Origin of the sequence: Candidatus Poriferisocius sp., from assembly GCF_965208475.1 — a bacterium.
Taxonomy (GTDB): Bacteria; Actinomycetota; Acidimicrobiia; order Acidimicrobiales; family Bin134; genus Poriferisocius.
Window position 1 is genome coordinate 3,854,193 of the sequence record NZ_OZ242338.1, and the last position, 20,021, is coordinate 3,874,213.

Sequence of the window (20,021 nt, forward strand, 5' to 3'; positions counted from 1 at the left end):
ACCGCGCTCCCCGCCGACGCCAAAGCGGGCGGGGTGGCGCAGCCGCTGCCGACGCCGCGTCAGCCGTCGTCGGCGTACCTCCGCCTATAGGCCTCCAGATCGGGAGGCAGGCGGTCGCGCTTCAGCTCGGCGAAGTTGTCGTAGGCCGTGAGCCAGCGCACGTGGCGCCACAGCTCCACCGCCTCTTCGGTCGACTCGGCGGGGTTGCTGATCACCGGGCCGAACAGAGCCGGGCCCCGCCCGCCGTCCAGGCGGATGGTGGGCACGCCGAAGCTGCGGGTCTCGTCGCAAAGGACGGTGTGCTCAGCCTTCAGCGTCTCCCATGTGCTGTCGTCGGCCAAGGCATCATCCACCATGCCGGCGTCGAACCCGGCGTCCACCGCGGCGGCCCGGATGGTGTCGAGCTCGTCCACCGACTCCACCAAATCGAACGCCCGGCGGCCGATGGCCTGGTAATAGGCGCCGATGCCGCCGTTGCCGCCCACCTCGCGGGCTTTGACCGCGGTGCGCAGAGAGCGCACGCCCACGCCCCGGTCGGGATCGAACTGCTCCATGGGCTTGTCCCAGTTGACGATGGCCAACGAGAACAGACCCCAGGTGACGCTCACCTCACCGGCGCCTTCAATCTGACGAACCCAACGGGCCGTCTGCCAGCACCATGGTCAAAGTGGATCGAAATAGAAGGTGATGGGCTCGCTCATGGGGTCATTATCCCTAACCGAGGATTACCTCGGCGATTTCGCGCAGTTCCTCTGCGCTGCGAGCCCCCACGTTGATGCCGGTTACCGGGCTCTCCTCCCAACCCGCCAGCCGGTCGCGGATCCGCTCGGGCGAGCCAACCAGCGAGATCTCGTCGGCGAATTGGTCGGGCACCGCGGCAATGGCCTCCTCCCGCCGTCCCTCAAAGAACAGGTCTTGGATGTGTAGGGCCTCCTGCTCGAACCCCATCCGGGCCATGAGCTTGGTGTGGTAGTTCTGGCCCTTGGCCCCCATCCCGCCGATGTAGAAGCCCAGCGAGGCTTTGGTGGGCAGCAGCGCCTCGGCCCGCTCCTCAGGAGAGTCGCCGGTCACCTTGATGGTGGTGTGGACGGTGATCTCGAACTCCTCCGAGCGCCCGGCGATCGATTCGGCGTACACCTCGGGGCGGAACGGGGAGTAGTACAACGGCAGCCAGCCGTCGGCGATCTCCACCGTCTGGGCGATGTTCTTGGGGCCCTCCGCGCCGATGAAGATGGGTATGTCGGCCCGGAGCGGATGGGTCATGATCTTGAGCGGCTTGCCCAAGCCGGTGTCGCCCTCCCCCTTGTAGGGGTGGTTGTAGTAGTCGCCCTCAAAAGTCATGTAGCCGTCGCGGGCGAACACTCGCCGCAAGATCTCCACATACTCCCGAGTGCGGGCCAGCGGTCGGTTGCCGGGCTGGCCGTACCATCCCTCCACCACCTGGGGGCCCGAGACCCCCAGGCCCAAGACAAGGCGCTGGTTGGAGAGGTGGTCGGCGGTCACGGCGTGCATGGCGGTGGCGGTGGGGGTGCGGGCGGCCAGTTGCACGATGCCGGTGCCCAGGCGGATTTTCTCGGTGTGGGCCGCCAGCCACACCAGCGGCGAGAACGCATCTGAGCCCCAAGACTCGGCGGTCCACACCGAGTCGTAGCCCAGCCGCTCTGCCTCCTGGGTGAGCGGAACGAATCCCTCGGGCATTCCGCGGCTCCAATATCCCCAGACCAGTCCGAGTTTCATGGCGGCGACCCTATCCCGCTCACCGATGGCCGTTGCGGTTGAAGTTGGGCGTGTCTGTCGATTTCTCTTTTGCCGGCCTATCCCGTTTGTCGGCGACAGTGACGGGGCCGGTAGCATGGTTCTCTATGTCCAAGGTCTGCCAGGTGACCGGTCGTCGCCCATCGTTCGGCAACAATGTGTCTCACTCGCACCGCAAGACGCGGCGCCGGTGGAACCCGAACGTCCACAAGCATCGCTTCTGGCTGCCGGCGGAGAAGCGGTGGGTCACCCTCACCGTTTCGGCCAAGGGCCTCAAAACCATCAACAAGCACGGCATCGAAAAGGTGGTTGCCCAGATGCGCCGGCGCGGGGAGAAGGTCTGATCGCGATGGCTGGCAACAGGAACGGCATGAGCCTCAAATCCAAGTCGAAGAAGGCGTAATCCCAATGGCCAGCGACAAGCGTCCCATCATCAAGCTGAAGTCCACCGCGGGTACCGGCTACACCTATGTGACCACCAAGAACCGGATCAACGACCGGGAGCGGATCGAGCTGAAGAAGTACGACCCGGTGGCCCGCAAGCATGTGGTGTTCAAGGAGGAGCGGTAGCCACGGACGTCGACGAGCGGAGGGGGCTGCTGTCGGCTGCATTGCTGGCCGACGACCCCGCTCCGCCGCTATGGCATCTGGTTGACTCCGGCCTCGCCGACGAGATCGTTCCCGAGCTGCCCGCGCTCCGCTTGGAGCAAGACCCCATCCATCGCCACAAGGATGTGTTGGCCCACACCATTGCGGTGGTGGCCAAGACCCGCGCTGATTTGATCTTGAGGCTGGCCACGCTGTTCCACGACGTGGGCAAGCCCCGCACCCGCTCCTATGAGCGGGGCGCCGTCACCTTCTACCACCACGAGGCGGTAGGGGCCCGCATGACCCGCAAGCGGCTCACCGCGCTGGGCTACCCCGAGCAGGTGGTGGACGACGTGAGCGAGCTGGTGCGGCTGTCGGGCCGGTTCAAGGGGTACGCCGACGGCTGGAGCGACGCCGCCGTGCGCCGCTATGCCCGAGAGGCAGGGCCGCTTCTGGGCTACCTCAACGAGCTGGTCAGGGCCGACTGCACCACCCGCAACCGCCAGAAGGCCGCCGATCTCCAACACCATGTGGACGACCTGGAGGCCCGGATCGCCCGACTGGCCGAAGAGGAGCGCCAGGCCGCTGAGCGACCGCTGATCGACGGCAACGAGGTGATGGAGCGCTACGGCATCGGCCCTGGCCCCGAGGTGGGCGCAGCGCTGAGGTTCCTCTTGGAACTGAAGCGGTCCGAGCCCGACCTGGACCGGGCCGCAACCGAGGCCCGACTCGATGTCTGGTGGGCCGAAAGGGGGTAAATCCCCAGGTCAGAGAGTGACCCAAATTCGGCTGTCGATCCGGCTAGCCTCCGACTGGGAGTTGTCAATTGCCCGGTCGATTCGTTGTTCTCTTGGCGGTCTTGCTGCTGGTGTCGTCGTGTGCGGAAAGCTCGGCGGATCCGCCGGATTCCCAGCCGACCGGCGCGGTTGAGACGCCGGCACCCCTCGAATCGAGCCCAACCCCCGCCGCGACCGCCACGCTGGTTCCCGAGCCCACTGCGACGTCCGAGGCCACGCCCACTGCGGTGCCCGCGGCCACCGCGGTGCCCGAGGCCACGCCCACTGCGGCGCCCGAGCCTGAGCGCGATTGCTCTCCTTCGATCCCCGACGATCTTCAGGTATCCCACGCTTCTCTTGCGGTAACCAGCATCGAGATATCGCAGGCCATATACGACTGCGCCCACGAGGTCGGCCTGGCATTCGCTGACGATCCCGCGGCGATCTCCACGCTGATGTCGCGCGGGATTCAGGGTCCGCTGCTGCTGGTCGGTCCATGGTTCGACATCCCAATGATGGGCGAGTTGGGGAGGCTTGCTCCGGAGCGCATCGTGACGGCCGGTTTCGACGCGCAGGTCCTTCGATATGCCCTGGCCGATTTCGCCTTCGAGCCGATCGCCGTCAATCAGCAGGCAGCATTTTCGCCTGATGGGCTATCGGGCAGCCGGGTGTGGCTGGCCGACAATGCCGAACTAGGCGTGCCTTTGGCCGCCCTCGGCCATCAAATCGGTGTTGGGGTGTTCGTCCTGTCCGGTGACCTCCGGGCCCTGTCCCCGGAGACTCGGAATGCGATCTCCAACGCCTCTGAAGTGGAATTGCTCTTTGGACTCAGCGACGCCGCCGCCTGGCAGCTAGAGGTAGTCCGCCGGGGCGATCAGATACCCGGGGGCGGTTTGCTCATGTTTGATGCCGGCTTCGATCGCCGCTTGGTGGCCATGTACGGCCATCCGTCGGGACCCGGCCTCGGGGTGCTGGGAGAACAGGGCCCCGAGGAGGGCGTCGAGCGCCTCCGATCCATCGCCGAGGGCTACGACGCCGACGGCTCGGTGGTGCTGCCCACCCTTGAGATCATCGCCACTGTTGCCTCGGCCGGTGCCGGCGAAGACGGGGACTATTCGGCTGAGACCGCCCGGGATGTGATCAGGCCGTGGGTCGAGCTAGCAGCCGCCAACGATATGTACGTGGTACTGGATCTACAGCCGGGGCGATCCGACTACCTCTCACAGGCCAGGATCTACGAGGAGTTCCTTCGCCTCCCCCATGTGGGTCTGGCGCTGGATCCCGAGTGGAGGCTCAAGCCCGGCGAAGTCCACATGCGCCAGATCGGCACGGTGGACGCGGCGGAGATCAACCATGTTGTCAGGTGGCTGGCCGGCATTGTCCGTGAGGAGGCCCTCCCCCAGAAACTGCTGATCCTCCACCAGTTCCAATTGCAGATGATCACAAATCGCCATCTGGTCGAGACTCCTCCGGAGCTGGCGGTATTGATCCACATGGACGGCCAAGGCCCCCTGCAAGCCAAGTACGACACTTGGAATCTCTTGACCAGCCGGCGGGACGCCGATCAGTTCTATTGGGGTTGGAAGAACTTCTACGACGAGGACATCCCCACCGCCACCCCAGAGCAAGTGCTGAAGGTAACTCCTGTGCCGCTGTTCGTGTCGTTCCAGTAAGGCCTTTGCGACAAGCCCTAGAGCTGGTCGATGTAGGTGTCGGTGCCCACCACGGTTTTGTAGAAGGGGCCGGCCCAGCAGACGTTGGCCAGACCTGAGCCGTTGACGGCGTCCACATACGACTGGAACGAGTCCCAGCAGCCGTCGGGCTTCTCGTCGCTGAAGAAGATCTGAAGGGTTCGGGCTTCGCTGCCGGTGTCCGAGCCCAGGTTCATGGGGGAGTTGGAGGTGATCTCATCTCGCTGGCGGGGCTTCCAAGTCGAGCCGATGGCCACCGGCGAGCCGGCCATCATCTCGGGCATGGCCTTGTCCCGCAAGAAGGCGTGCAATTCATCTTCGCTCACCCCATCGGCCCGATCCATGGCCACCACGCCGATGCCGGCGTAGCCGTGGTCGAGGGCCAACTCCAGCGGCACCGGGTCGTCGTCTCGATAGGCGGCCCAGGCGACGTCGGCCAAGATGGTGTGGCGGTGGGTGCGCTCGGCGAACCCCCGTTCATTGGTGTACAGCCAGTGAACCTGATCGCTGGCCCATTGCCAGTGCTCCTCGTCGTGGCCGTCGAGCACCCAGTACACGGCGAGGAATGAGCCGTCACCGGCCTGCGACACCTCTCCGCTGCCGTCGGTGATTCGCATGTTCTTGAGCGCCCGGGGGGCCACCCAGCGGGAGCCGGCGAACATCCAGGGGCCGATCATGCACCCGGCATAGAAGTGGTCTCGCTCGTACCAGCGGTTGTACTCCTTCTCGTGGCCCGGATTCGGGTCCACCAGGGTGAAGAGCATGCTGCCAACGTGGATGGGATAGTCGTTCACGCCGCTGAACTTAGCGGTAGCGCCCTAGTGTCGCGAAGGTGAGCGGGCACCCATTTCGCGACAAGGCAGCCATTGCCGGAATCGGCATCACCGAGCTGTCCAAGAATTCGGAGGTGAGCACGCTCACGCTGGCGTTGCGGGCGATTATGGCCGCAGTGGAGGATGCCGGCCTGCGCCGGGAGGACATCGACGGGGTGGCCTGCCATCAGGTGCAAGATTCGGTCACCGCGTCCATCGTGGCCCAGTGCCTGGGGGTGGACGACCTGTCGTGGTACTGCGACCAGTTCGGCGGCGGCTCGACCTCGCACTCGGTGGTGGGCCATGCGGCCAGTGCGGCCGCCCTCGGCCACGCCCGCCACATCGTGGTGTGGCGGGCGATAAACGCCCGGTCTGAGCACCGCATGGGCGGCACCGGCCGACCGCCCCCGGCCATCGTGGAAACCCAGTACCAGCACCCCATCGGCTGGGTGACCCCGCCCCAGTGGTACGCCATGTTCGCCCGCTCCCACATGAGCCGCTGGGGGACCACATCAGAGGATCTCGGCCGTATCGCCGTGCAGCAGCGGGCCAATGCGGTGCACAACGAGCGGGCCATGATGCGGGCCCCCATGACCCTGGACGACTACCTGGCCTCCCGGTGGATCGTGGAGCCGTTCCGGCTGTTCGACTGCTGCCTGGAAACCGACGCGGCCGCCGCGGTGGTGATCACCACCGCCGAGCGGGCCCGCGACCTGCACCAGCCCCCGGTGCTGATCTCGGGCATGGCCTGGGGCGGAGGCCACATGATGCACAGCAATCGGGTGCAGGCCGACTGGACCACCTCGATTGCCGCCAAGATGGCCCGCCGGTTATATGAGATGGCTGGGGTCGGCCCCGAAGACATCCAGTACGCCTCCTTATACGACGCCTTCACCCACCTGGTGCTGGTCCAGGCGGAGGACTACGGATTTGCCCCCAAAGGAGAGGCCGCCGCGTTCATCGCCGACGGCGGTACCGCCCCCGGTGGCCGAGTGCCGGTGAACACCCACGGCGGGTTCTTGTCGGAGGGCTACGTCCACGGCCTCAATAACCTGCACGAGGCCGTTCGCCAGATCCGAGGCACCGCCGGGCGCTTCCAAGTGCCCGATGCGGAGGTGGCTCTGTCCACCGGCCAGCCCGGCTATGTGGCCGGCAACTCCTCAGCGCTCATCCTGCGCCGCGATAGCTGACCCCTCTGGCTTGTTCTTGGCGGGCGGTGTACCAGGCGGCCAACGCGGCGGCCACCAGCAATAGGGCGGCCAGGCCGGCCCAGTGGCTGAACGAGTGATATCCCACGGCCTCCATGGCCGCCCCGGCCGACAATCCGGCCACCGCTCCTCCCGTCGTCATGAAGAAGTCGGCGCCTCCTTGCACCTCGACTCTCTGAGCCACCGGGAAGGCGCCGGTGAGCAACACGCTCCCGGCGATCAAACCGAAACTCCAGCCCAAGCCGATGAGCAGGAGGCCAGCGAACATGCCGGCGCTGTCTTCGGCGCTGTTGTGCGCTGCGGTTTCCGCGCCGATGCACAGGATCACCCCGCCGGCCCCGATCATCAGGTGGGGCCCGATCCGGTCTACGAGCCAGCCCACGATGGGTGAGAAGGCGTACATCCCCAGAACGTGTACCGAGATAACCCAGCCGATCACCCGGAGTTGGTGATCTCCGTTCTCCATGTGCAGCGGGGTCATGGTCATAACCCCCACCATGACCGCCTGGCCCATGAGCATGGCGATCACCGCTAAGCGGGCCGCGGGCACGGTGGCAATGAGTCGGCCCACCACGAGGGGCGATGCCGGTCGAGCGATTTCTTTGCCCACCGTGCCCAGCACTTCCAGCGGGTCGGGGCGCAGCCACAGGTAGGTGGTCACTAGGCCGATGACGAACAGGATCGTGCCTAACAGGTAGGGGCCAGACAACTCGGGAAGCCCCATGAACCGGGCCACCGCCGAAGCCGGGCCCAGCGCGACGGTGGGCCCCAGGGCCGCCCCGAAGGTGGTGGCCCACACCAGCATCCCGATGGCCCGGGCCCGGCGGTGGTCGGGGGCCAAGTCGGCAGAGGCGAATCGGGCGGCCAGGTTGGTGGCGTTGCCTGCTCCTATGCCCACAATTCCCACCACCAGCAGCGGATAGAAGTCGGCCACCGCGGCCACAAAGGCCAGCCCGGCGCCGACCATGCCGATCGACCACCCCGCCACCAGGCCCCGGCGGCGGCCGAGGCGAGCCATTCGGCGGGCCAGGGGAACTGTTGTTACCACGCTTCCGACCTGCATCATGGCCGCGGCTAGCCCGGCTAGCAGTTCGCTGTCGGTCATTTCCTTGGCCAAGACAGCGGCTGCCGCGAATCCCGCGGCCATTGCCGCTGAGGTGGGGATCACCGAGGCCATCAGTGTCCGCGTCGTCCGCTGATGGGCTGCCGCCCGCTCTATCAGCATGTTTGATCTCTACTGGTGGGCTCTACTGGATTGTTCCTCTACAGAGACAGCTCATCTTCCTGACCCACTCTAGGTCAGGGTTGTGACAGTCTTTTTAGGTAGTGAGGAGGAGTCGATGACCGCAGTTGACTGGCCGTCCGATCAAGCCCCCAAGCCCCGGCCCTATCCGGAACGGGACTCGGCGCCGTGGTGGGAGCGCATCAACCAGCACCGCTTCGAGTTGCAGCGCTGCGACGGCTGCGGGGCGTGGCGGTGGCCGCCCCGGGCCATGTGCGGACGCTGCGCCTCCTTCGAATTCGCCTGGACGCCGCTGTCGGGCCAAGCCACCGTGGAGAGCTGGGTGGTGAACCACCACGCCTTCCTGCCCGGGTTCGCCTCCCCCTACACCGTGGTGCTAGGCCGCCTCGACGAACAAGACGACCTCTGCCTGCCCGCCACCTGGCAAAGCGACGCCGTCCCCGTCCCCGGCCAACCCATCCAGATCGTCTTCGAGACCCACACCGACGACGAAGGCCCCTTCACCCTCCTCGCTTGGCGTCCCGCCTGAGCCGGCCAACTGTTGCCAATTTAGTTAACTGCATTTATAATAAGTACAGTTATATTAAGTGAACTTATATATATGGAAGGACAGCGTGTGGACACGCCGGCGAGACCCAGGAGTCTCTACGACCGCGAGGCTGAGTGGGAAGACCTGTCGCGTTTCGTCTTGTCGCCGCGGCCGGGCCTTCGGCTGGGGATCGTGTATGGACGACGCCGCTATGGCAAGAGCTATCTGCTGCGCCGCCTGGTGGAGGCAGTGGGCGGGGTGTACTACTTGGCCCTTCGCGAGGAGCGCAGGCCCGCTCTGGACCGGTTCGCCAACAGCCTCAGCCGGCAGCTTCAGTGGGCGCCGCTTCAGCCGTTTCGGGACTGGAGCGACGCCATGGAGCAGGCAGCAAGTGTGATGGGTGCCCGCGGGACGCAGCCGCAGGTGTTGGTGATTGACGAGTACCCCTACCTCCAGCAGAACAGCCCCGAGCTGGATTCAGCGCTCCAGGCCGTGATGGACGAGACCGCGGCCGGGGGCCTGGCTGAGGGGTGGACAGCGCCGGTGAGCATTGTCTTGTGCGGGTCGGCAATGTCGGTGATGACCCAAGTATTGAGCGGGACATCGCCCCTGCGCGGCCGAGCGACGCTGGACATTCCACTGGCTTCGTTCGACTATCGGCAGGCTCGCGGCTATTGGGAGATCGACGACTTTGCCGCCGCGTTCTCGGTGGACACCGTGGTTGGCGGGGCTGCCGGCTACAAAGATCTGACTGCCGGTGCCGGGATTCCGACTCGTCGTGAGGGCCTGCCTGAATGGCTGGCTGCCACGGTATTGAATCCGTCGCATGTCTTGTTCCGAGAGGACGACTATCTGCTGCGTGAAGACCCCCGGGTCACCGACGAGGCCACCTACTATTCCTTGCTTCAGGCAGTGGCCGACGGGCGGACATCACCGGCCAAGATTGCCGAAGCGCTGGGCAGGGCGTCCAATGACATCAGCCACCACCTAGGGGTGTTGACCACCGCTGGTTTCGTGGTCCGCCACGAGGATCTGTTGGCCGAACGGCGACCGGTTTACCGGATAGCCGATCCGATTGCGCGCTTCCATCACTTGATCAACCGACGGCACCGGGCCCGGCTGGAAGACCGCCATGCGCTCGAAGTGTGGTCCGACGCAGACGCCACCTACCGCTCTCAGATCGTCGGCCCCCACTTTGAGTCGATCTGCCGCCTGTGGGTAGACCGCTATGCAGCAGAGGAGACCTTAGGCGGCCCCGCCGACACTTCGGCTTCGGTGCAGGTGAATGACCGCCGTCGACGCCAGGCATTCGAGTTGGACGTGGTCGCGCTCAGCCAGGGCGAGCAAGTGGGGAAGACCAAGGTAATCCAAGTGGTCGGCGAGGCGAAGGCCTACCGGCTTGACGTCGGTGCCCTGACCCGCCTGGACCAACTTGCGGATCTGCTAGCCGGCCGCTCCGGGGTAACCCTGTCTCCCACCGCAAAGCGGCTGCTGTTCTCCGCCGAAGGCTTCACTCCCGAACTTACCGCCGCTGCTGCCATCCGCCCTGACGTGGAACTCGTCGACCTTCAACGTCTATATGAGGGTGCTTGAAGACCTAATCCCGCGAGCGCCTAGCGCACGAATGCCGGTAGCAGTCGGTATACCTGGGTGTCCACGGTCACTACCGGGATGCCTTCGCCTGGTGCTTGCTTGGCGGTGAATGAGCACTCCGGATCACCACAGAACACCAGAAAGCGCTGGTGGGGCTCGTCGTAGCGGCAGTCTTGGCCACCGCTGAGCGCGTAGCCGCACCACGGGCACTCGGTGAGCTGGAGCGGGGTGCTGGTACCGGTAAAGCCCTTGCTCTTGCTGCGCTGAGCCTCCACCCATTCCTTGGCTTCCCCGTCCTGGTTGGGAGTGACCCCGCCGCAGGGGGGAAGCCTCGACTTACCGGTATCGATGCTGGCCCGTATGCCGATATGGGCGGATGCACCTCCTGCCCGTGCGCCGCCCGAAGTGCGGGCATCTTGTCTTTTTCTTCCTTGCCGGGGTTGCCGCAGACAGACCCGGCAGGCCAACTGAATCGCCTGGCTCGAATCGGCGCCAGATGCGGGCCGGAGGCGATGCGAGATCGCCCAGGATGGCCACGCTCGGGCTGGTTGTGACCTGTTCGGGCATCTCGTTGAGCGTGTCAGACAGCGCCGCGGGGATTGTTTCTGCCAACTCCTCTGCCCTATCTATTGCTTGGCGGGGGTCCAGCCCGACTTCTTCGGCGCATTCCAGCCAGGCCTGCGGGCTGGCGGCTTCTCCGATTGTCCACGCCGGCCCGATCTTCATGGCGAGTGCAATGTCGCCGATCTCTTGCCCTCTGCTCAGATAGGGGGCCATCGAGCACACATCGTAGAGAGGGGCAAGCACGGTGTCGGGCCCGTCGAACAGCAGGCTGTAGTTCTTGGCGTGGGCATCGGGGGCGGCCAGCAGCCAGTTGCAGACCAGGGCGTCGAAGAATCGAGAAGCACTGGAAGAGTCGGTCTGGGGTTCTCCGAGAACCAGAGCCACATCAGCGGGACTCGGCCCGTTGTTGCGCTGGTACTTGAGATGCGGGGGGAAGCCGAGGGCCTGGCAGACATCCTCTTGGTGGACCCGCACCAGCTTCCCGCCGGCCTCTCTCCTGTCGAAGCGCTCAATGGCGATCGCCCTCTCGTCGCCGGCGTAGACGATCTCGGTGCGTGCTGCTGCGATGCCCGCCCGGCGCAGGGCGCTCATGCAGACATGCTCAACAAGGTCGCTGTCGGGGAATCGGGACAATGCCACCTTGAGGATGTGCGTCGAGGGCTCCCCGCCGGCCGGCCTCGCCCACTTGTCGGCAGTCCGGCACAAGACGGTCTTCGCCTGCGCACCGGCCAGGCTGAAGGGGACCCACCACTGGGCTGGAACAGCGCCGGACGCGCCGAGGCGGACGGATTCAAGGTGCCGGGCCAGTTCAGCCTCGCTCATCTCGAGTCTGTCCTGCGGCCTGGACCTCAGCTCGCTGAGCCGGTCTGGCCCACAGAACTGCACAGCCCCTGCACAGTCCCATCCGATAGGGGTTGAGAGCATGTCCATCGGGTTGAGGGAGGCGGCCCCATAACGCTCAGCCCACTGTCCGCGGACCTCCAGCAGGGCGGGCAGCAGCCCATCCATCCAGTCGAAGATGTCATACCGGCCGGCGGCCACCGGCACGGTCAAAGAAAGCGGGACACGTTCCCGCCCGCCGGTGTAGTCGGCGCTGTAGGAAAACCAACAGGCCTGCTCCCTGCCGGCGCGGACGAATCCGGCCAGTTCGCCGGCTAGCAGAACGGCCAGTTCGCCGTTCATGGCCTTGCAAACGACGCCACGTACTCGTCGAGGTCGGACTGCACAACCCGAGGATGCAGGTCGAGTTCGTAGCCGAGCGCGCCAAGCACCGCCAGCAAGCCTGTAGTGGAGGTCCCATAGGCCGCCCGCTCCAATCCGCTGATGCACCCCCGGGACACACCCGCGCGCTCTGCCAGTTCTTGCTGCGTCATGCGCCGAGCACGGCGCAGCTCCCTGATCGCCCTGCCGAGGTCATCCTCCGAGGTGATCTCTTTTATGCGCCCTTCGTGGTCCACACTGGCAGTATAACTCTGCTGCCCAAAATATTGTACTTACGAGATGTAGTGTCAGCTTCGTCGAAACAGCAAGAGTTTTTCACTTGCGGATCTGACGGGCCTTGCCTGCTTCTACGAGGCTGCCTGAGCCGCGACTCTGGTGCCGTACTTCTGGCGCGCTTCCTGCTTGGAGACTCCCAGAATGTCACCGATCTGCGACCAGGTGAGGCCTCGCGAGCGGGCATCGGCAACTGCTTGGGCCAGGGCCTCATTGACCTCTTCGAATTGGTTGATCCATTGTGCGGTCACCGCAAACGACTCCAATGGGGCTGGCTTGAGGTCTGCTGGGTCAACCTCATCTGCCCACTTCTCGAAAGCGGCCAGCTTTTCGGCCAGATACTCTTCACGTTCTTTGTCCAACTTTTTCTCCTTCATTTCATGAGATTACGCCTTGCGGGCATGGCGTGGATGACCACGCCGCTGACGGGGTTTGGGGGATGGTTGTGGTCTACGGCGTGACCTGAGAGGGGGTGGGTGTACTAGATTTCTCGCTGACCCGGAAAACGACTAGGGAGATGCCGTGGAAGTTTCGGTCACCATCAACGGGGACAGCCACTCGCACGACGTGGAGCCGCGCACGCTGCTGGTTCACTACATCCGCGACGTGGTCGGCCTCACCGGCACCAACATCGGGTGCGACACCTCCTCGTGCGGTGCCTGCACCATCCATGTGAACGGCGAGTCGGTGAAGTCTTGCACCATGCTGGCTGTGCAGGCCGACGGTCAAGACCTCCTCACCATCGAGGGTCTGGCCGACGGCGACGTGCTGCACCCCATGCAGGAGTCGTTCCGCCAGTGCCACGCCCTTCAGTGCGGCTATTGCACTCCGGGCATGGTGATGGCCGCCGTCTCGCTGCTGGATGAGAATCCCGATCCCACCGAGCGGGAAGTGCGCATCGGCCTCGAAGGCAACCTGTGCCGCTGCACCGGCTACCACAACATCGTCAAAGCTGTATTGCACTGCGCGGAGGCCTCGTCATGATCCCTGCGGCATTCGACTACGTCCGGGCCGGATCGGCTGAAGAAGCGCTGGCCGCGCTGGCCGAGCACGGCGACGAGGCCAAGCTGCTGGCCGGGGGCCACTCGCTTCTGCCGCTGATGAAGCTGCGGCTGGCCACCCCCGCGGTACTGGTGGACATCGGTCGCCTCGACGACCTCAGCTACATCAGCGACGCCGGCGACCACTTGGCCATCGGCGCCCTCACCCGCCACCGCGACGTGGAGACCAGCGAGCTGGTGCAGTCGCAGGCCGGGCTCTTGGCCGAGGCCACCAGCCATGTGGGCGATCCCCAGGTGCGCCACCGGGGCACCATTGGCGGCTCCATCGCCCACGGCGATCCGGCATCCGACCTGCCGTCGGTGATGCTGGCCATGCGGGCCACATTGGTGGCCCGGGGACCAGCCGGCGAGCGGGAGATAGCGGTGGACGACTTCTTCACCGGGTTCCTGGAGACCGCACTGGGCGACGACGAGCTGCTCACCGAGATCCGGGTGCCGAAGATGCCCGACGCCACGTGGGGCTTTCAGAAGTTCAACCGCCGGGCCCAAGACTGGGCCATTGTGGGCGTGTCGGCCGTCGTGGCCAACGGCACCTCCGGCGTGGGCCTGGTGAACATGGACAGCATCCCCGTGCGGGCCGCCGGTGTGGAGGCCGCCCTGGCCGGGGGCGCTTCTGCCTCCGATGCCGCTGAGGCCGCCGCCGAGGGGACCAACCCGCCTTCCGACCTGAACGCCGGACCCGAGTACCGCGAGCACCTCGCCCGGGTGCTCACCCGCCGGGCGCTCGAAGCCGCTGGACGCTAGAGCCCAGAACCTGGGCGCCCAGCCCGCTTCGGCTGTCGAGGCTGACTATGCGGCTTGAGCCAACAACGGCTGTCGGGGTTGACGATGGGGTTTGAGCCCGCTTCGGCTGCCGAGGTGGCCGAAGGGCTAAAGGGCTGTGACTACCTGGCCGACGAGGGGTTGGCCACGGCCGTGTTCTTGGCCATGACCCTGAACCGCCCCCTTCTGCTTGAAGGCGAGCCTGGCGTGGGCAAGACCGAGACGGCCAAGGCCCTGGCCGCCTGGACCGACGCCGAGCTGATCCGCCTCCAGTGCTACGAGGGAATCGACGTGGCCCAAGCGGTGTACGAGTGGGACTACTCCCGCCAGCTACTGCACTTGCGCACAGCAGAGGCCACAGGCGGCGCCACCCGGGAGGCCGCTGATGCCCTGGAAGACGAGCTGTACTCCGAGCGATTCCTCATCAGGCGCCCCCTGCTGCGGGCCATTGCCGCGGTCGAGGGCCCGCCCCCGGTGCTGCTGATCGACGAGGTCGACCGGGCCGACGACGAGTTCGAGGCGTTCCTGCTGGAGATACTGTCCGACTTCGCGGTTACCGTTCCCGAGATCGGCCGATTCGAGGCGACAGCCCCGCCCCGGGTGATAATCACCTCCAACCGCACCCGCGATGTTCACGACGCACTCAAGCGTCGCTGTCTGTACCACTGGGTGGAACACCCCGAATTCGAGCGGGAGGTGGCCATAATCGGCCGGCGAGCGCCCGGGGTGAGCGAGCCGCTGGCCCGGCAGGTGGCCGCCGCGGTGGGCGCTTTTCGGGAATTGGGCCTGTACAAACCGCCCGGCGTGGCCGAGAGCATCGACTGGAGCCTGGCCTTGGGCCGCCTGGGTGCGGCCGAGCTGACTCCTGAGATCACCCAAGCCAGCCTGGGGTCGGTGCTCAAATACCGGGAAGACCAGCAGCGGGTGGCCGACCAGGGAATCGGCGGCCTGATCTCCCAGGCCATCGCCCGTGCGGGATGAGCCCTGACCCCCAGCGGGCCATGCTGCTGATCTCCCCAGACCCTTCCTTCGCCCGTGCAGGCTGACCAACTGGCCGTCGGATTCGTCAACGCGTTGCGGGGCGCAGGCATCGATGTGGCCGTGGGGTCGTCGGTGAGCTACTACCAGGCGCTCGGCGCGGTGGGCATGGCGCAGCGCAGTTCGGTGTACTGGGCCGGCCGGGCCACCCTGGTAACCGAGCCCGAAGACATCGAGGTCTACGACAAGATATTCGACGCCTACTACGGCGGACAGCATCTGGTGGCCACCCCGGTGGTGGAGGTGATCCAGCCCATCACCCTGGTGGTAGACGACGGCGACGACGACGCCGAAGACGACGGGGGCGACGATGAGCCCGGCGACCCATCGCTCATGTTGCGGTGGAGCCGCCAAGAGGTGCTGCGCGACAAAGACTTCGCCCACTACAGCGACGACGAGCTCGACGAGGCCCACCGCCTCATGGCCGCCATGGCCCGGATCGGCGGCACCCGCCGGTCCCGCCGCCGACGCCGCACCCATCGCACCGCCGGGCACCCCGAACTGCGCCGCACGGTGCGGGCCGCCATTCGCACAGGCGGGGAGCCGGTGCGCCGCTGGTACACCGAGCCGGGACAGCGGATCCGCCGGGTGGTATTGCTCTTGGACATCTCCGGTTCAATGGAGTCCTACGCCCGGGCCCTCATCCGCTTCGTCCACGCCGCGGTGGTGGGCCGCCGCCGGGTGGAGGTGTTCACCATCGGCACCCGGCTGACCCGGATCACCCGGGAGCTGTCGTCGCACGACCCCGACCGGGCGCTGGGCGCGGCAGCCGACGCGGTGAGCGACTGGTCGGGCGGCACGCGGCTGGGCGACACCCTGGCCGAGTTCAACGAGATGTGGGGCATCCGGGGCATGGCCCGGGGGGCCACGGTGGTCATTTTGAGCGACGGATGGGACCGGGGCAGCCCCGAGGTGATGGCCGAGCAGATGGCCCGGTTGCGCCGGGTGACCCATAGACTCGTGTGGGTGAATCCTCTGAAGGCCACCCCCGGCTACCAGCCCCTGGCCCAGGGCATGGCCGCCGCCCTGCCCCACGTCGACGACTTCATCGAGGGCCACTCGCTGCACTCCCTGGAGCGCTTGGCCGATGTGCTGGCCGACGACCGATCCCCAGCCGGGCCCATCCCGATGAACGCAGGGGTAACGGTATGAAAGAGATCTTGGACGACCTCGACGCCTGGCGAGCCGAGGGTCGGCGGGTGGCGCTGGCCCGAGTGGTCAACGTGGAGGGCTCGGGGCCCCGAGACCCCGGCGCGGCCATGGCAGTCAGCGACAACGGCGATGTCGTCGGATCGGTGTCGGGAGGCTGCGTGGAAGGCGCGGTGGTAGTAGAAGCCCTCGACATCCTCGAGAGCGGGCAGCGGTGCGTGGTCAGCTTCGGCTACAGCGACGACGAGGCCTTCGCGGTGGGGCTCACCTGCGGAGGCACCATCCACCTGTTTATCGAGCCGATGGACTGGTAGCGGTGGCCTGCCTCCATTCGATCGACATCGCCGCCTGCTGCGAACGCGGAGGCTGGTAGCGGTGGCCGATCTCTACAAACGGCTGCGCGATGCCATCGTCGATGAGCGCCCGGTGGCGCTGGCCACCGTAATCGAGGGCCGCAATGTCGGCGCCAAGCTGGTGGTGGAGCCCGACGGCGACATCTCCGGCACCTTGGGCCATCCCGAGCTCGACCGGATCGCAAGCCGGGACGCGGTGGGGGAGTTGGCCGCTGGCCGCACAGGAGTGCGCCACTACGGCGCCGAGGGGCAGGCTAGGGAAACCGACGTGTCGGTGTTCATCGAGTCGTTCTCGCCGCCGCCGATCATGCTCGTCTTCGGGGCGGTGGACTTCACCGCCGCGCTGGCCCGTGCCGGCAAGCTGCTGGGGTTCAACGTGATCGTGGCCGACGCCCGCTCGGTGTTCGCCACCGTCAAGCGGTTCCCCATGGCCGACCGCGTGATGGTGGCCTGGCCCGACGAGGTGTTCGAAAACTACGGCGACCGCCTCGGTCCCCACGACGCGGTGTGCATCCTCACCCACGACCCCAAGTTCGACGTGCCCGCGGTGCAGCGGGCAGTGGCCACCGACGTGGGCTACATCGGAGTCATGGGCAGCCGTCGCACCCACGCCACCCGGCTGGAGCGGCTGCGCGAAGTGGGCGTGGATGAGAAGGGGATCGACCGGCTCATGGCCCCCATCGGGCTGGACATCGGCTCCCGCACCCCGGAGGAGGCCGCCATCTCGGTGTGCGCTGAGATCATCGCCAACCGCACCGGCCACAACGCTCCGTCACTGCGCGACAGCGAAGGCCCCATTCACCGCCCACCGGCCGACGGATGAAGCGCCTCGCCGCGCTGGTTGCGGCGGCGCTGGCACTCTCAGCCTGCGGCAGCTCCGATCCGGCTGTCGACTCAACCGCTGCTCCGGCGACACCGGTGGCCACTGCCGCAGCAGAAGAAACCGGGGTGCCGGACTCCGCTGCCTCGTCCACCGTGGATGCCGCTGCTACTGCCAGTGCCACCTCCACTACCAGTGCCACCTCCACCGCCCCTGCACTGCCCACGCCCCAGGTAATCACCGGCGGCGCAGGCCCCACCGGAAGCCTGGCCCGAGTCTCCACCGGTTGGGCCACCGACTTCTCCACCCGAACCATCGATCTCGACGAGCTGCGGATCGGAATCGGGGTGATTCCCATTCGCGACCGCATCACGCCCATCGACAATCCCGAGTTCGCCCCGGCATCAGAGGCTGGTTGGTCGGATCCAGAACCCGGCCTCTTGCTGGTTGTGGGGGAGTCGGCCCGCTTCTACCCGCTGGCCATGCTCATCGTCCATGAGATCGTCAACGACGAGATCGAGGGCCGCCCAGTGCTGGTCACCTACTGCCCGCTGTGCAACAGCGCCTTGGTGTTCGACCCGGTGGTAGAGGGCCAGAGTCTGCGGTTCGGCACCTCGGGCCTGCTCCGCAACAGCGACCTGGTGATGTGGGACGACGCCACCGAGTCGCTATGGCAGCAGATCGGCGGCGAGGGCCTGGTGGGGGCGTATGCTGGCCGCCGCTTGGACGCGATCCCGTCGGCCATCGTGTCGTGGGGCGATTTCAAGGAGGGCTATCCCGACGGCGTGGTGCTGGCCCCGCCCGGCCGCCCGGCGAGCAGCTATGGCCGCAATCCCTACGTGCAGTACACCTCCCGGTCGGCGCCGATCCCCAACTTCTTCGACTCCGCCATTTTGGACGACCGCTACCCCGCGCTGGAGCGCACCGTCGGGGTGACGGTAGAGGGTCGCAACAAGGCCTACCCGTTCAGCGTGGTGCAGGCCAATGGAGCGTTGAACGATGCCGTGGCCGGGGTTCCGGTGGTGGTGCTGTGGTCGCCGGGCACCGCTGATGCGCTGGATTCCTCCGTAACCGCGGCGGGGATGGACGTGGGGGCTGCTCTCGCCTTCGACCGCCGGGTAGGCGGCGATACCTTGGAGTTCACCCCTGCGGACGGGGGCCGGTTCACCGACGACCTAACCGGCTCGGTCTGGAATGTGCTCGGCCAAGCCCTCGAGGGCCAGTTGGCCGGCACCCGGCTTGAGCCTGTGGTCCACACCAACGAGTTCTGGTTCGCTTGGGCCGCATTCCACCCCGATGGCGAGGTTTTCGCCCCATGACGGTTGCCGCCGTCGTTTTGGCTGCCGGGGCCGGCACCCGGTTCGGGGGCGAAACCCACAAGCTGCGGGCGCCGTTCCGGGGGTCGACCGTGGTGCAGCACGCCCTCGGCGCCGCGCTGGAGGCCGGCCTCGACGAGGTATACATCGTGACTGGAGCGGTGGAATTGCGCGACCAGATCCCCGACGGGGTGGTGCTGGTGGAGAACCATTCCTGGGAACTGGGCCAGGCCACCTCATTGCGGGCGGGAGTGTTCACGGCCGAGAACGACGGCCACGACGCGGTGGTGGTGGGGTTGGGTGATCAGCCCCTGGTGGGACCGGAGTCGTGGCGGGCGGTGGCCGATGCCGAGGGCGACCTGGTGACCGCGGTGTATCGGGGGCGCCGCAGCCCTCCGGTGAAGCTGGGGAGCGCCCTCTGGCCGCTGTTGCCCACGAGCGGGGATGCGGGGGCCAGATTACTCATGCAAATGAGGCCCGGGCAGGTTACCGAAGTATCCTGTACCGGAGAGCCGGTCGATTTCGACACTGTTCAGGACTTGGAAGCATGGTCGTGAGAAGTGCGTAGTCGAGATGCCGATTTGGAGGATCTGCAACCATGGAAATGAATAACGAGATCGAGGTGAACGCGTCGGCCAGCGATGTTTGGGACGCCTTCAATGATGTGGAGCGCATCGCCCCCTGTCTGCCAGGAGCACAGCTCACCGAGATCGAGGGAGAAGAGTACCGGGGAGTGGTCAAGGTCAAGGTCGGGCCGGTCAACGCCCAGTACAAGGGCAAGGCCACGTTCGTGGAGCGCGATCAGGATGCCCTCAAGGTGGTAATCCTGGCCGAGGGCCGCGAAACCCGGGGACAGGGCAACGCCAGCGCAAATATCACCGCCACGCTGGAGGCGCTGGGCGACGACCGGACCAAAGTGGGGGTCACCACCGAGTTGAAGATCACCGGAAAGGTGGCCCAGATCGGCCGCAATCTCATCCCCGATGTGAGCGCCAAGATCATGGGGCAATTCGCCGAGAACCTCGAGACCTTGCTGTCGGCCCCCGCACCCGACGGAGAAGCTGCTGCCGAAGAGGATTCGGGCGAAAGCGGTGAAGAGCAATCCGGGGTCCGAGCCGTGTCCGGTCCCGAGGCCGAGGCGGTCGATCTGCTGGATGTGGCCGCCCCCCCGGCGGCCAAGAAGTTCGGTCCCATCGCCGGGCTAGTCGCTGCGCTGTGGATCGTCCGCAGGATCTTCAAGAGGAAGAAGAGAAAGAAGGGCTGACCCGA

Annotated in this window: 23 protein-coding genes and 1 pseudogene; 16 read left to right on the forward strand and 8 right to left on the reverse strand. The window is 66.3% G+C overall.

Annotated features, from left to right (window positions below; translation table 11 throughout):
• Positions 1-59 precede the first annotated feature (59 nt).
• Both ACOGXA_RS18085 and ACOGXA_RS18090 read right to left on the reverse strand, forming a co-directional pair.
• Positions 60-650 (reverse strand): annotated as a pseudogene (locus ACOGXA_RS18085) (hypothetical protein); the annotation flags it as partial.
• A 64-nt stretch (positions 651-714) separates the two neighbouring features.
• The gene (locus ACOGXA_RS18090) at positions 715-1,737 is read right to left on the reverse strand and encodes an LLM class F420-dependent oxidoreductase (RefSeq protein ID WP_419925227.1); all 1,023 of its coding nucleotides are present in this window, start codon (positions 1,735-1,737) and stop codon (positions 715-717) included.
• A gap of 125 nt (positions 1,738-1,862) precedes the next feature.
• Between ACOGXA_RS18090 and rpmB the strand changes: the two genes are divergently transcribed.
• From rpmB to ACOGXA_RS18110, 4 genes are all read left to right on the forward strand, one after another.
• Positions 1,863-2,099, forward strand: coding sequence for a 50S ribosomal protein L28 (rpmB, locus tag ACOGXA_RS18095; protein WP_419925228.1), 237 nt, complete (start codon positions 1,863-1,865; stop codon positions 2,097-2,099).
• 64 nt (positions 2,100-2,163) lie between these two features.
• Positions 2,164-2,325: a 50S ribosomal protein L33 gene (gene rpmG / locus ACOGXA_RS18100; RefSeq protein ID WP_419847506.1), complete on the forward strand. Its 162-nt coding sequence runs from the start codon at positions 2,164-2,166 to the stop codon at positions 2,323-2,325.
• 41 nt (positions 2,326-2,366) lie between these two features.
• Positions 2,367-3,101 carry an HDIG domain-containing metalloprotein gene (locus ACOGXA_RS18105; RefSeq protein WP_419925229.1) on the forward strand — a complete coding sequence of 245 codons (735 nt, stop codon included), beginning with the start codon at positions 2,367-2,369 and terminating at the stop codon, positions 3,099-3,101.
• A gap of 68 nt (positions 3,102-3,169) precedes the next feature.
• A complete protein-coding gene (locus ACOGXA_RS18110) occupies positions 3,170-4,792 on the forward strand; it encodes a hypothetical protein (RefSeq protein ID WP_419925230.1) in 1,623 nt (540 codons plus the stop codon).
• Between the two features lie 17 nt (positions 4,793-4,809).
• Here ACOGXA_RS18110 and ACOGXA_RS18115 read toward each other — a convergent pair whose 3' ends face one another.
• Positions 4,810-5,604: a hypothetical protein gene (locus ACOGXA_RS18115; RefSeq protein WP_419925231.1), complete on the reverse strand. Its 795-nt coding sequence runs from the start codon at positions 5,602-5,604 to the stop codon at positions 4,810-4,812.
• 38 nt (positions 5,605-5,642) lie between these two features.
• Here ACOGXA_RS18115 and ACOGXA_RS18120 point away from each other — a divergent pair, with 38 nt between their 5' ends.
• A complete protein-coding gene (locus tag ACOGXA_RS18120; RefSeq protein ID WP_419925232.1) occupies positions 5,643-6,812 on the forward strand; it encodes a thiolase C-terminal domain-containing protein in 1,170 nt (389 codons plus the stop codon).
• Here ACOGXA_RS18120 and ACOGXA_RS18125 read toward each other — a convergent pair.
• Entirely contained in the window at positions 6,790-8,055 is a 1,266-nt protein-coding gene (locus tag ACOGXA_RS18125) for an MFS transporter (protein ID WP_419925233.1), read from the reverse strand. The genes ACOGXA_RS18120 and ACOGXA_RS18125 overlap by 23 nt on opposite strands.
• A 115-nt stretch (positions 8,056-8,170) precedes the next feature.
• Between ACOGXA_RS18125 and ACOGXA_RS18130 the strand changes: the two genes are divergently transcribed.
• Together ACOGXA_RS18130 and ACOGXA_RS18135 are read left to right on the forward strand one after the other, a co-directional pair.
• Positions 8,171-8,602, forward strand: a complete 432-nt coding sequence (locus ACOGXA_RS18130) for a Zn-ribbon domain-containing OB-fold protein (protein WP_419925234.1) — start codon at positions 8,171-8,173, stop codon at positions 8,600-8,602.
• 72 nt (positions 8,603-8,674) lie between these two features.
• A complete protein-coding gene (locus ACOGXA_RS18135; RefSeq protein WP_419925235.1) occupies positions 8,675-10,195 on the forward strand; it encodes an AAA family ATPase in 1,521 nt (506 codons plus the stop codon).
• A gap of 20 nt (positions 10,196-10,215) precedes the next feature.
• On the opposite strand, the gene ACOGXA_RS18140 is transcribed toward ACOGXA_RS18135, so the two are convergent.
• From ACOGXA_RS18140 to ACOGXA_RS18155, 4 genes are all read right to left on the reverse strand, one after another.
• Entirely contained in the window at positions 10,216-10,470 is a 255-nt protein-coding gene (locus ACOGXA_RS18140) for a hypothetical protein (RefSeq protein ID WP_419925236.1), read from the reverse strand.
• 61 nt (positions 10,471-10,531) lie between these two features.
• Positions 10,532-11,941: a HipA domain-containing protein gene (locus ACOGXA_RS18145; RefSeq protein ID WP_419925237.1), complete on the reverse strand. Its 1,410-nt coding sequence runs from the start codon at positions 11,939-11,941 to the stop codon at positions 10,532-10,534.
• Positions 11,938-12,216 carry a helix-turn-helix transcriptional regulator gene (locus tag ACOGXA_RS18150; protein ID WP_419925238.1) on the reverse strand — a complete coding sequence of 93 codons (279 nt, stop codon included), beginning with the start codon at positions 12,214-12,216 and terminating at the stop codon, positions 11,938-11,940. Before ACOGXA_RS18150 ends, ACOGXA_RS18145 begins: the two co-directional genes overlap by 4 nt.
• Positions 12,217-12,327: 111 nt before the next feature.
• A complete protein-coding gene (locus ACOGXA_RS18155) occupies positions 12,328-12,630 on the reverse strand; it encodes a hypothetical protein (protein ID WP_419925239.1) in 303 nt (100 codons plus the stop codon).
• Between the two features lie 145 nt (positions 12,631-12,775).
• On the opposite strand from ACOGXA_RS18155, the gene ACOGXA_RS18160 reads away from it, so the two are divergent.
• The 9 genes from ACOGXA_RS18160 to ACOGXA_RS18200 all read left to right on the forward strand — a co-directional run bounded on the left by ACOGXA_RS18160 (position 12,776) and on the right by ACOGXA_RS18200 (position 20,016).
• Complete coding sequence (locus ACOGXA_RS18160; RefSeq protein WP_419925240.1) at positions 12,776-13,237, forward strand: (2Fe-2S)-binding protein; 462 nt, start codon at positions 12,776-12,778, stop codon at positions 13,235-13,237.
• Positions 13,234-14,058, forward strand: coding sequence for an FAD binding domain-containing protein (locus ACOGXA_RS18165; protein ID WP_419925241.1), 825 nt, complete (start codon positions 13,234-13,236; stop codon positions 14,056-14,058). The genes ACOGXA_RS18160 and ACOGXA_RS18165 overlap by 4 nt, the downstream gene beginning before the upstream one ends.
• An 84-nt stretch (positions 14,059-14,142) precedes the next feature.
• Entirely contained in the window at positions 14,143-15,057 is a 915-nt protein-coding gene (locus ACOGXA_RS18170) for an AAA family ATPase (protein ID WP_419925242.1), read from the forward strand.
• Positions 15,058-15,111: 54 nt separating this feature from the next.
• On the forward strand, positions 15,112-16,266 hold the full coding sequence (locus ACOGXA_RS18175) for a vWA domain-containing protein (RefSeq protein WP_419925243.1): 1,155 nt from the start codon (positions 15,112-15,114) through the stop codon (positions 16,264-16,266).
• Entirely contained in the window at positions 16,263-16,577 is a 315-nt protein-coding gene (locus ACOGXA_RS18180) for an XdhC family protein (RefSeq protein WP_419925244.1), read from the forward strand. Before ACOGXA_RS18175 ends, ACOGXA_RS18180 begins: the two co-directional genes overlap by 4 nt.
• A gap of 61 nt (positions 16,578-16,638) precedes the next feature.
• Positions 16,639-17,439: an XdhC family protein gene (locus ACOGXA_RS18185; protein ID WP_419925245.1), complete on the forward strand. Its 801-nt coding sequence runs from the start codon at positions 16,639-16,641 to the stop codon at positions 17,437-17,439.
• A complete protein-coding gene (locus ACOGXA_RS18190) occupies positions 17,436-18,755 on the forward strand; it encodes a DUF3179 domain-containing protein (protein ID WP_419925246.1) in 1,320 nt (439 codons plus the stop codon). The genes ACOGXA_RS18185 and ACOGXA_RS18190 overlap by 4 nt, the downstream gene beginning before the upstream one ends.
• Positions 18,752-19,309: a nucleotidyltransferase family protein gene (locus tag ACOGXA_RS18195; protein ID WP_419925247.1), complete on the forward strand. Its 558-nt coding sequence runs from the start codon at positions 18,752-18,754 to the stop codon at positions 19,307-19,309. The genes ACOGXA_RS18190 and ACOGXA_RS18195 overlap by 4 nt, the downstream gene beginning before the upstream one ends.
• 47 nt (positions 19,310-19,356) lie before the next feature.
• Positions 19,357-20,016, forward strand: a complete 660-nt coding sequence (locus ACOGXA_RS18200; RefSeq protein WP_419925248.1) for an SRPBCC family protein — start codon at positions 19,357-19,359, stop codon at positions 20,014-20,016.
• Positions 20,017-20,021 lie beyond the last annotated feature (5 nt).

Coding starts and splice junctions, on each gene's coding strand:
- ACOGXA_RS18195 (WP_419925247.1), top strand. CDS start 18,752: ATGACGGTTGCCGCCGTCGTTTTGGCTGCCGGGGCCGGCACCCGGTTC.
- ACOGXA_RS18090 (WP_419925227.1), bottom strand. CDS start 1,737: ATGAAACTCGGACTGGTCTGGGGATATTGGAGCCGCGGAATGCCCGAG.
- ACOGXA_RS18135 (WP_419925235.1), top strand. CDS start 8,675: ATGGAAGGACAGCGTGTGGACACGCCGGCGAGACCCAGGAGTCTCTAC.
- ACOGXA_RS18130 (WP_419925234.1), top strand. CDS start 8,171: ATGACCGCAGTTGACTGGCCGTCCGATCAAGCCCCCAAGCCCCGGCCC.
- ACOGXA_RS18155 (WP_419925239.1), bottom strand. CDS start 12,630: ATGAAGGAGAAAAAGTTGGACAAAGAACGTGAAGAGTATCTGGCCGAA.
- ACOGXA_RS18125 (WP_419925233.1), bottom strand. CDS start 8,055: ATGCTGATAGAGCGGGCGGCAGCCCATCAGCGGACGACGCGGACACTG.
- ACOGXA_RS18190 (WP_419925246.1), top strand. CDS start 17,436: ATGAAGCGCCTCGCCGCGCTGGTTGCGGCGGCGCTGGCACTCTCAGCC.
- rpmG (WP_419847506.1), top strand. CDS start 2,164: ATGGCCAGCGACAAGCGTCCCATCATCAAGCTGAAGTCCACCGCGGGT.
- ACOGXA_RS18200 (WP_419925248.1), top strand. CDS start 19,357: ATGAATAACGAGATCGAGGTGAACGCGTCGGCCAGCGATGTTTGGGAC.
- ACOGXA_RS18145 (WP_419925237.1), bottom strand. CDS start 11,941: ATGAACGGCGAACTGGCCGTTCTGCTAGCCGGCGAACTGGCCGGATTC.
- ACOGXA_RS18165 (WP_419925241.1), top strand. CDS start 13,234: ATGATCCCTGCGGCATTCGACTACGTCCGGGCCGGATCGGCTGAAGAA.
- rpmB (WP_419925228.1), top strand. CDS start 1,863: ATGTCCAAGGTCTGCCAGGTGACCGGTCGTCGCCCATCGTTCGGCAAC.
- ACOGXA_RS18170 (WP_419925242.1), top strand. CDS start 14,143: ATGGGGTTTGAGCCCGCTTCGGCTGCCGAGGTGGCCGAAGGGCTAAAG.
- ACOGXA_RS18180 (WP_419925244.1), top strand. CDS start 16,263: ATGAAAGAGATCTTGGACGACCTCGACGCCTGGCGAGCCGAGGGTCGG.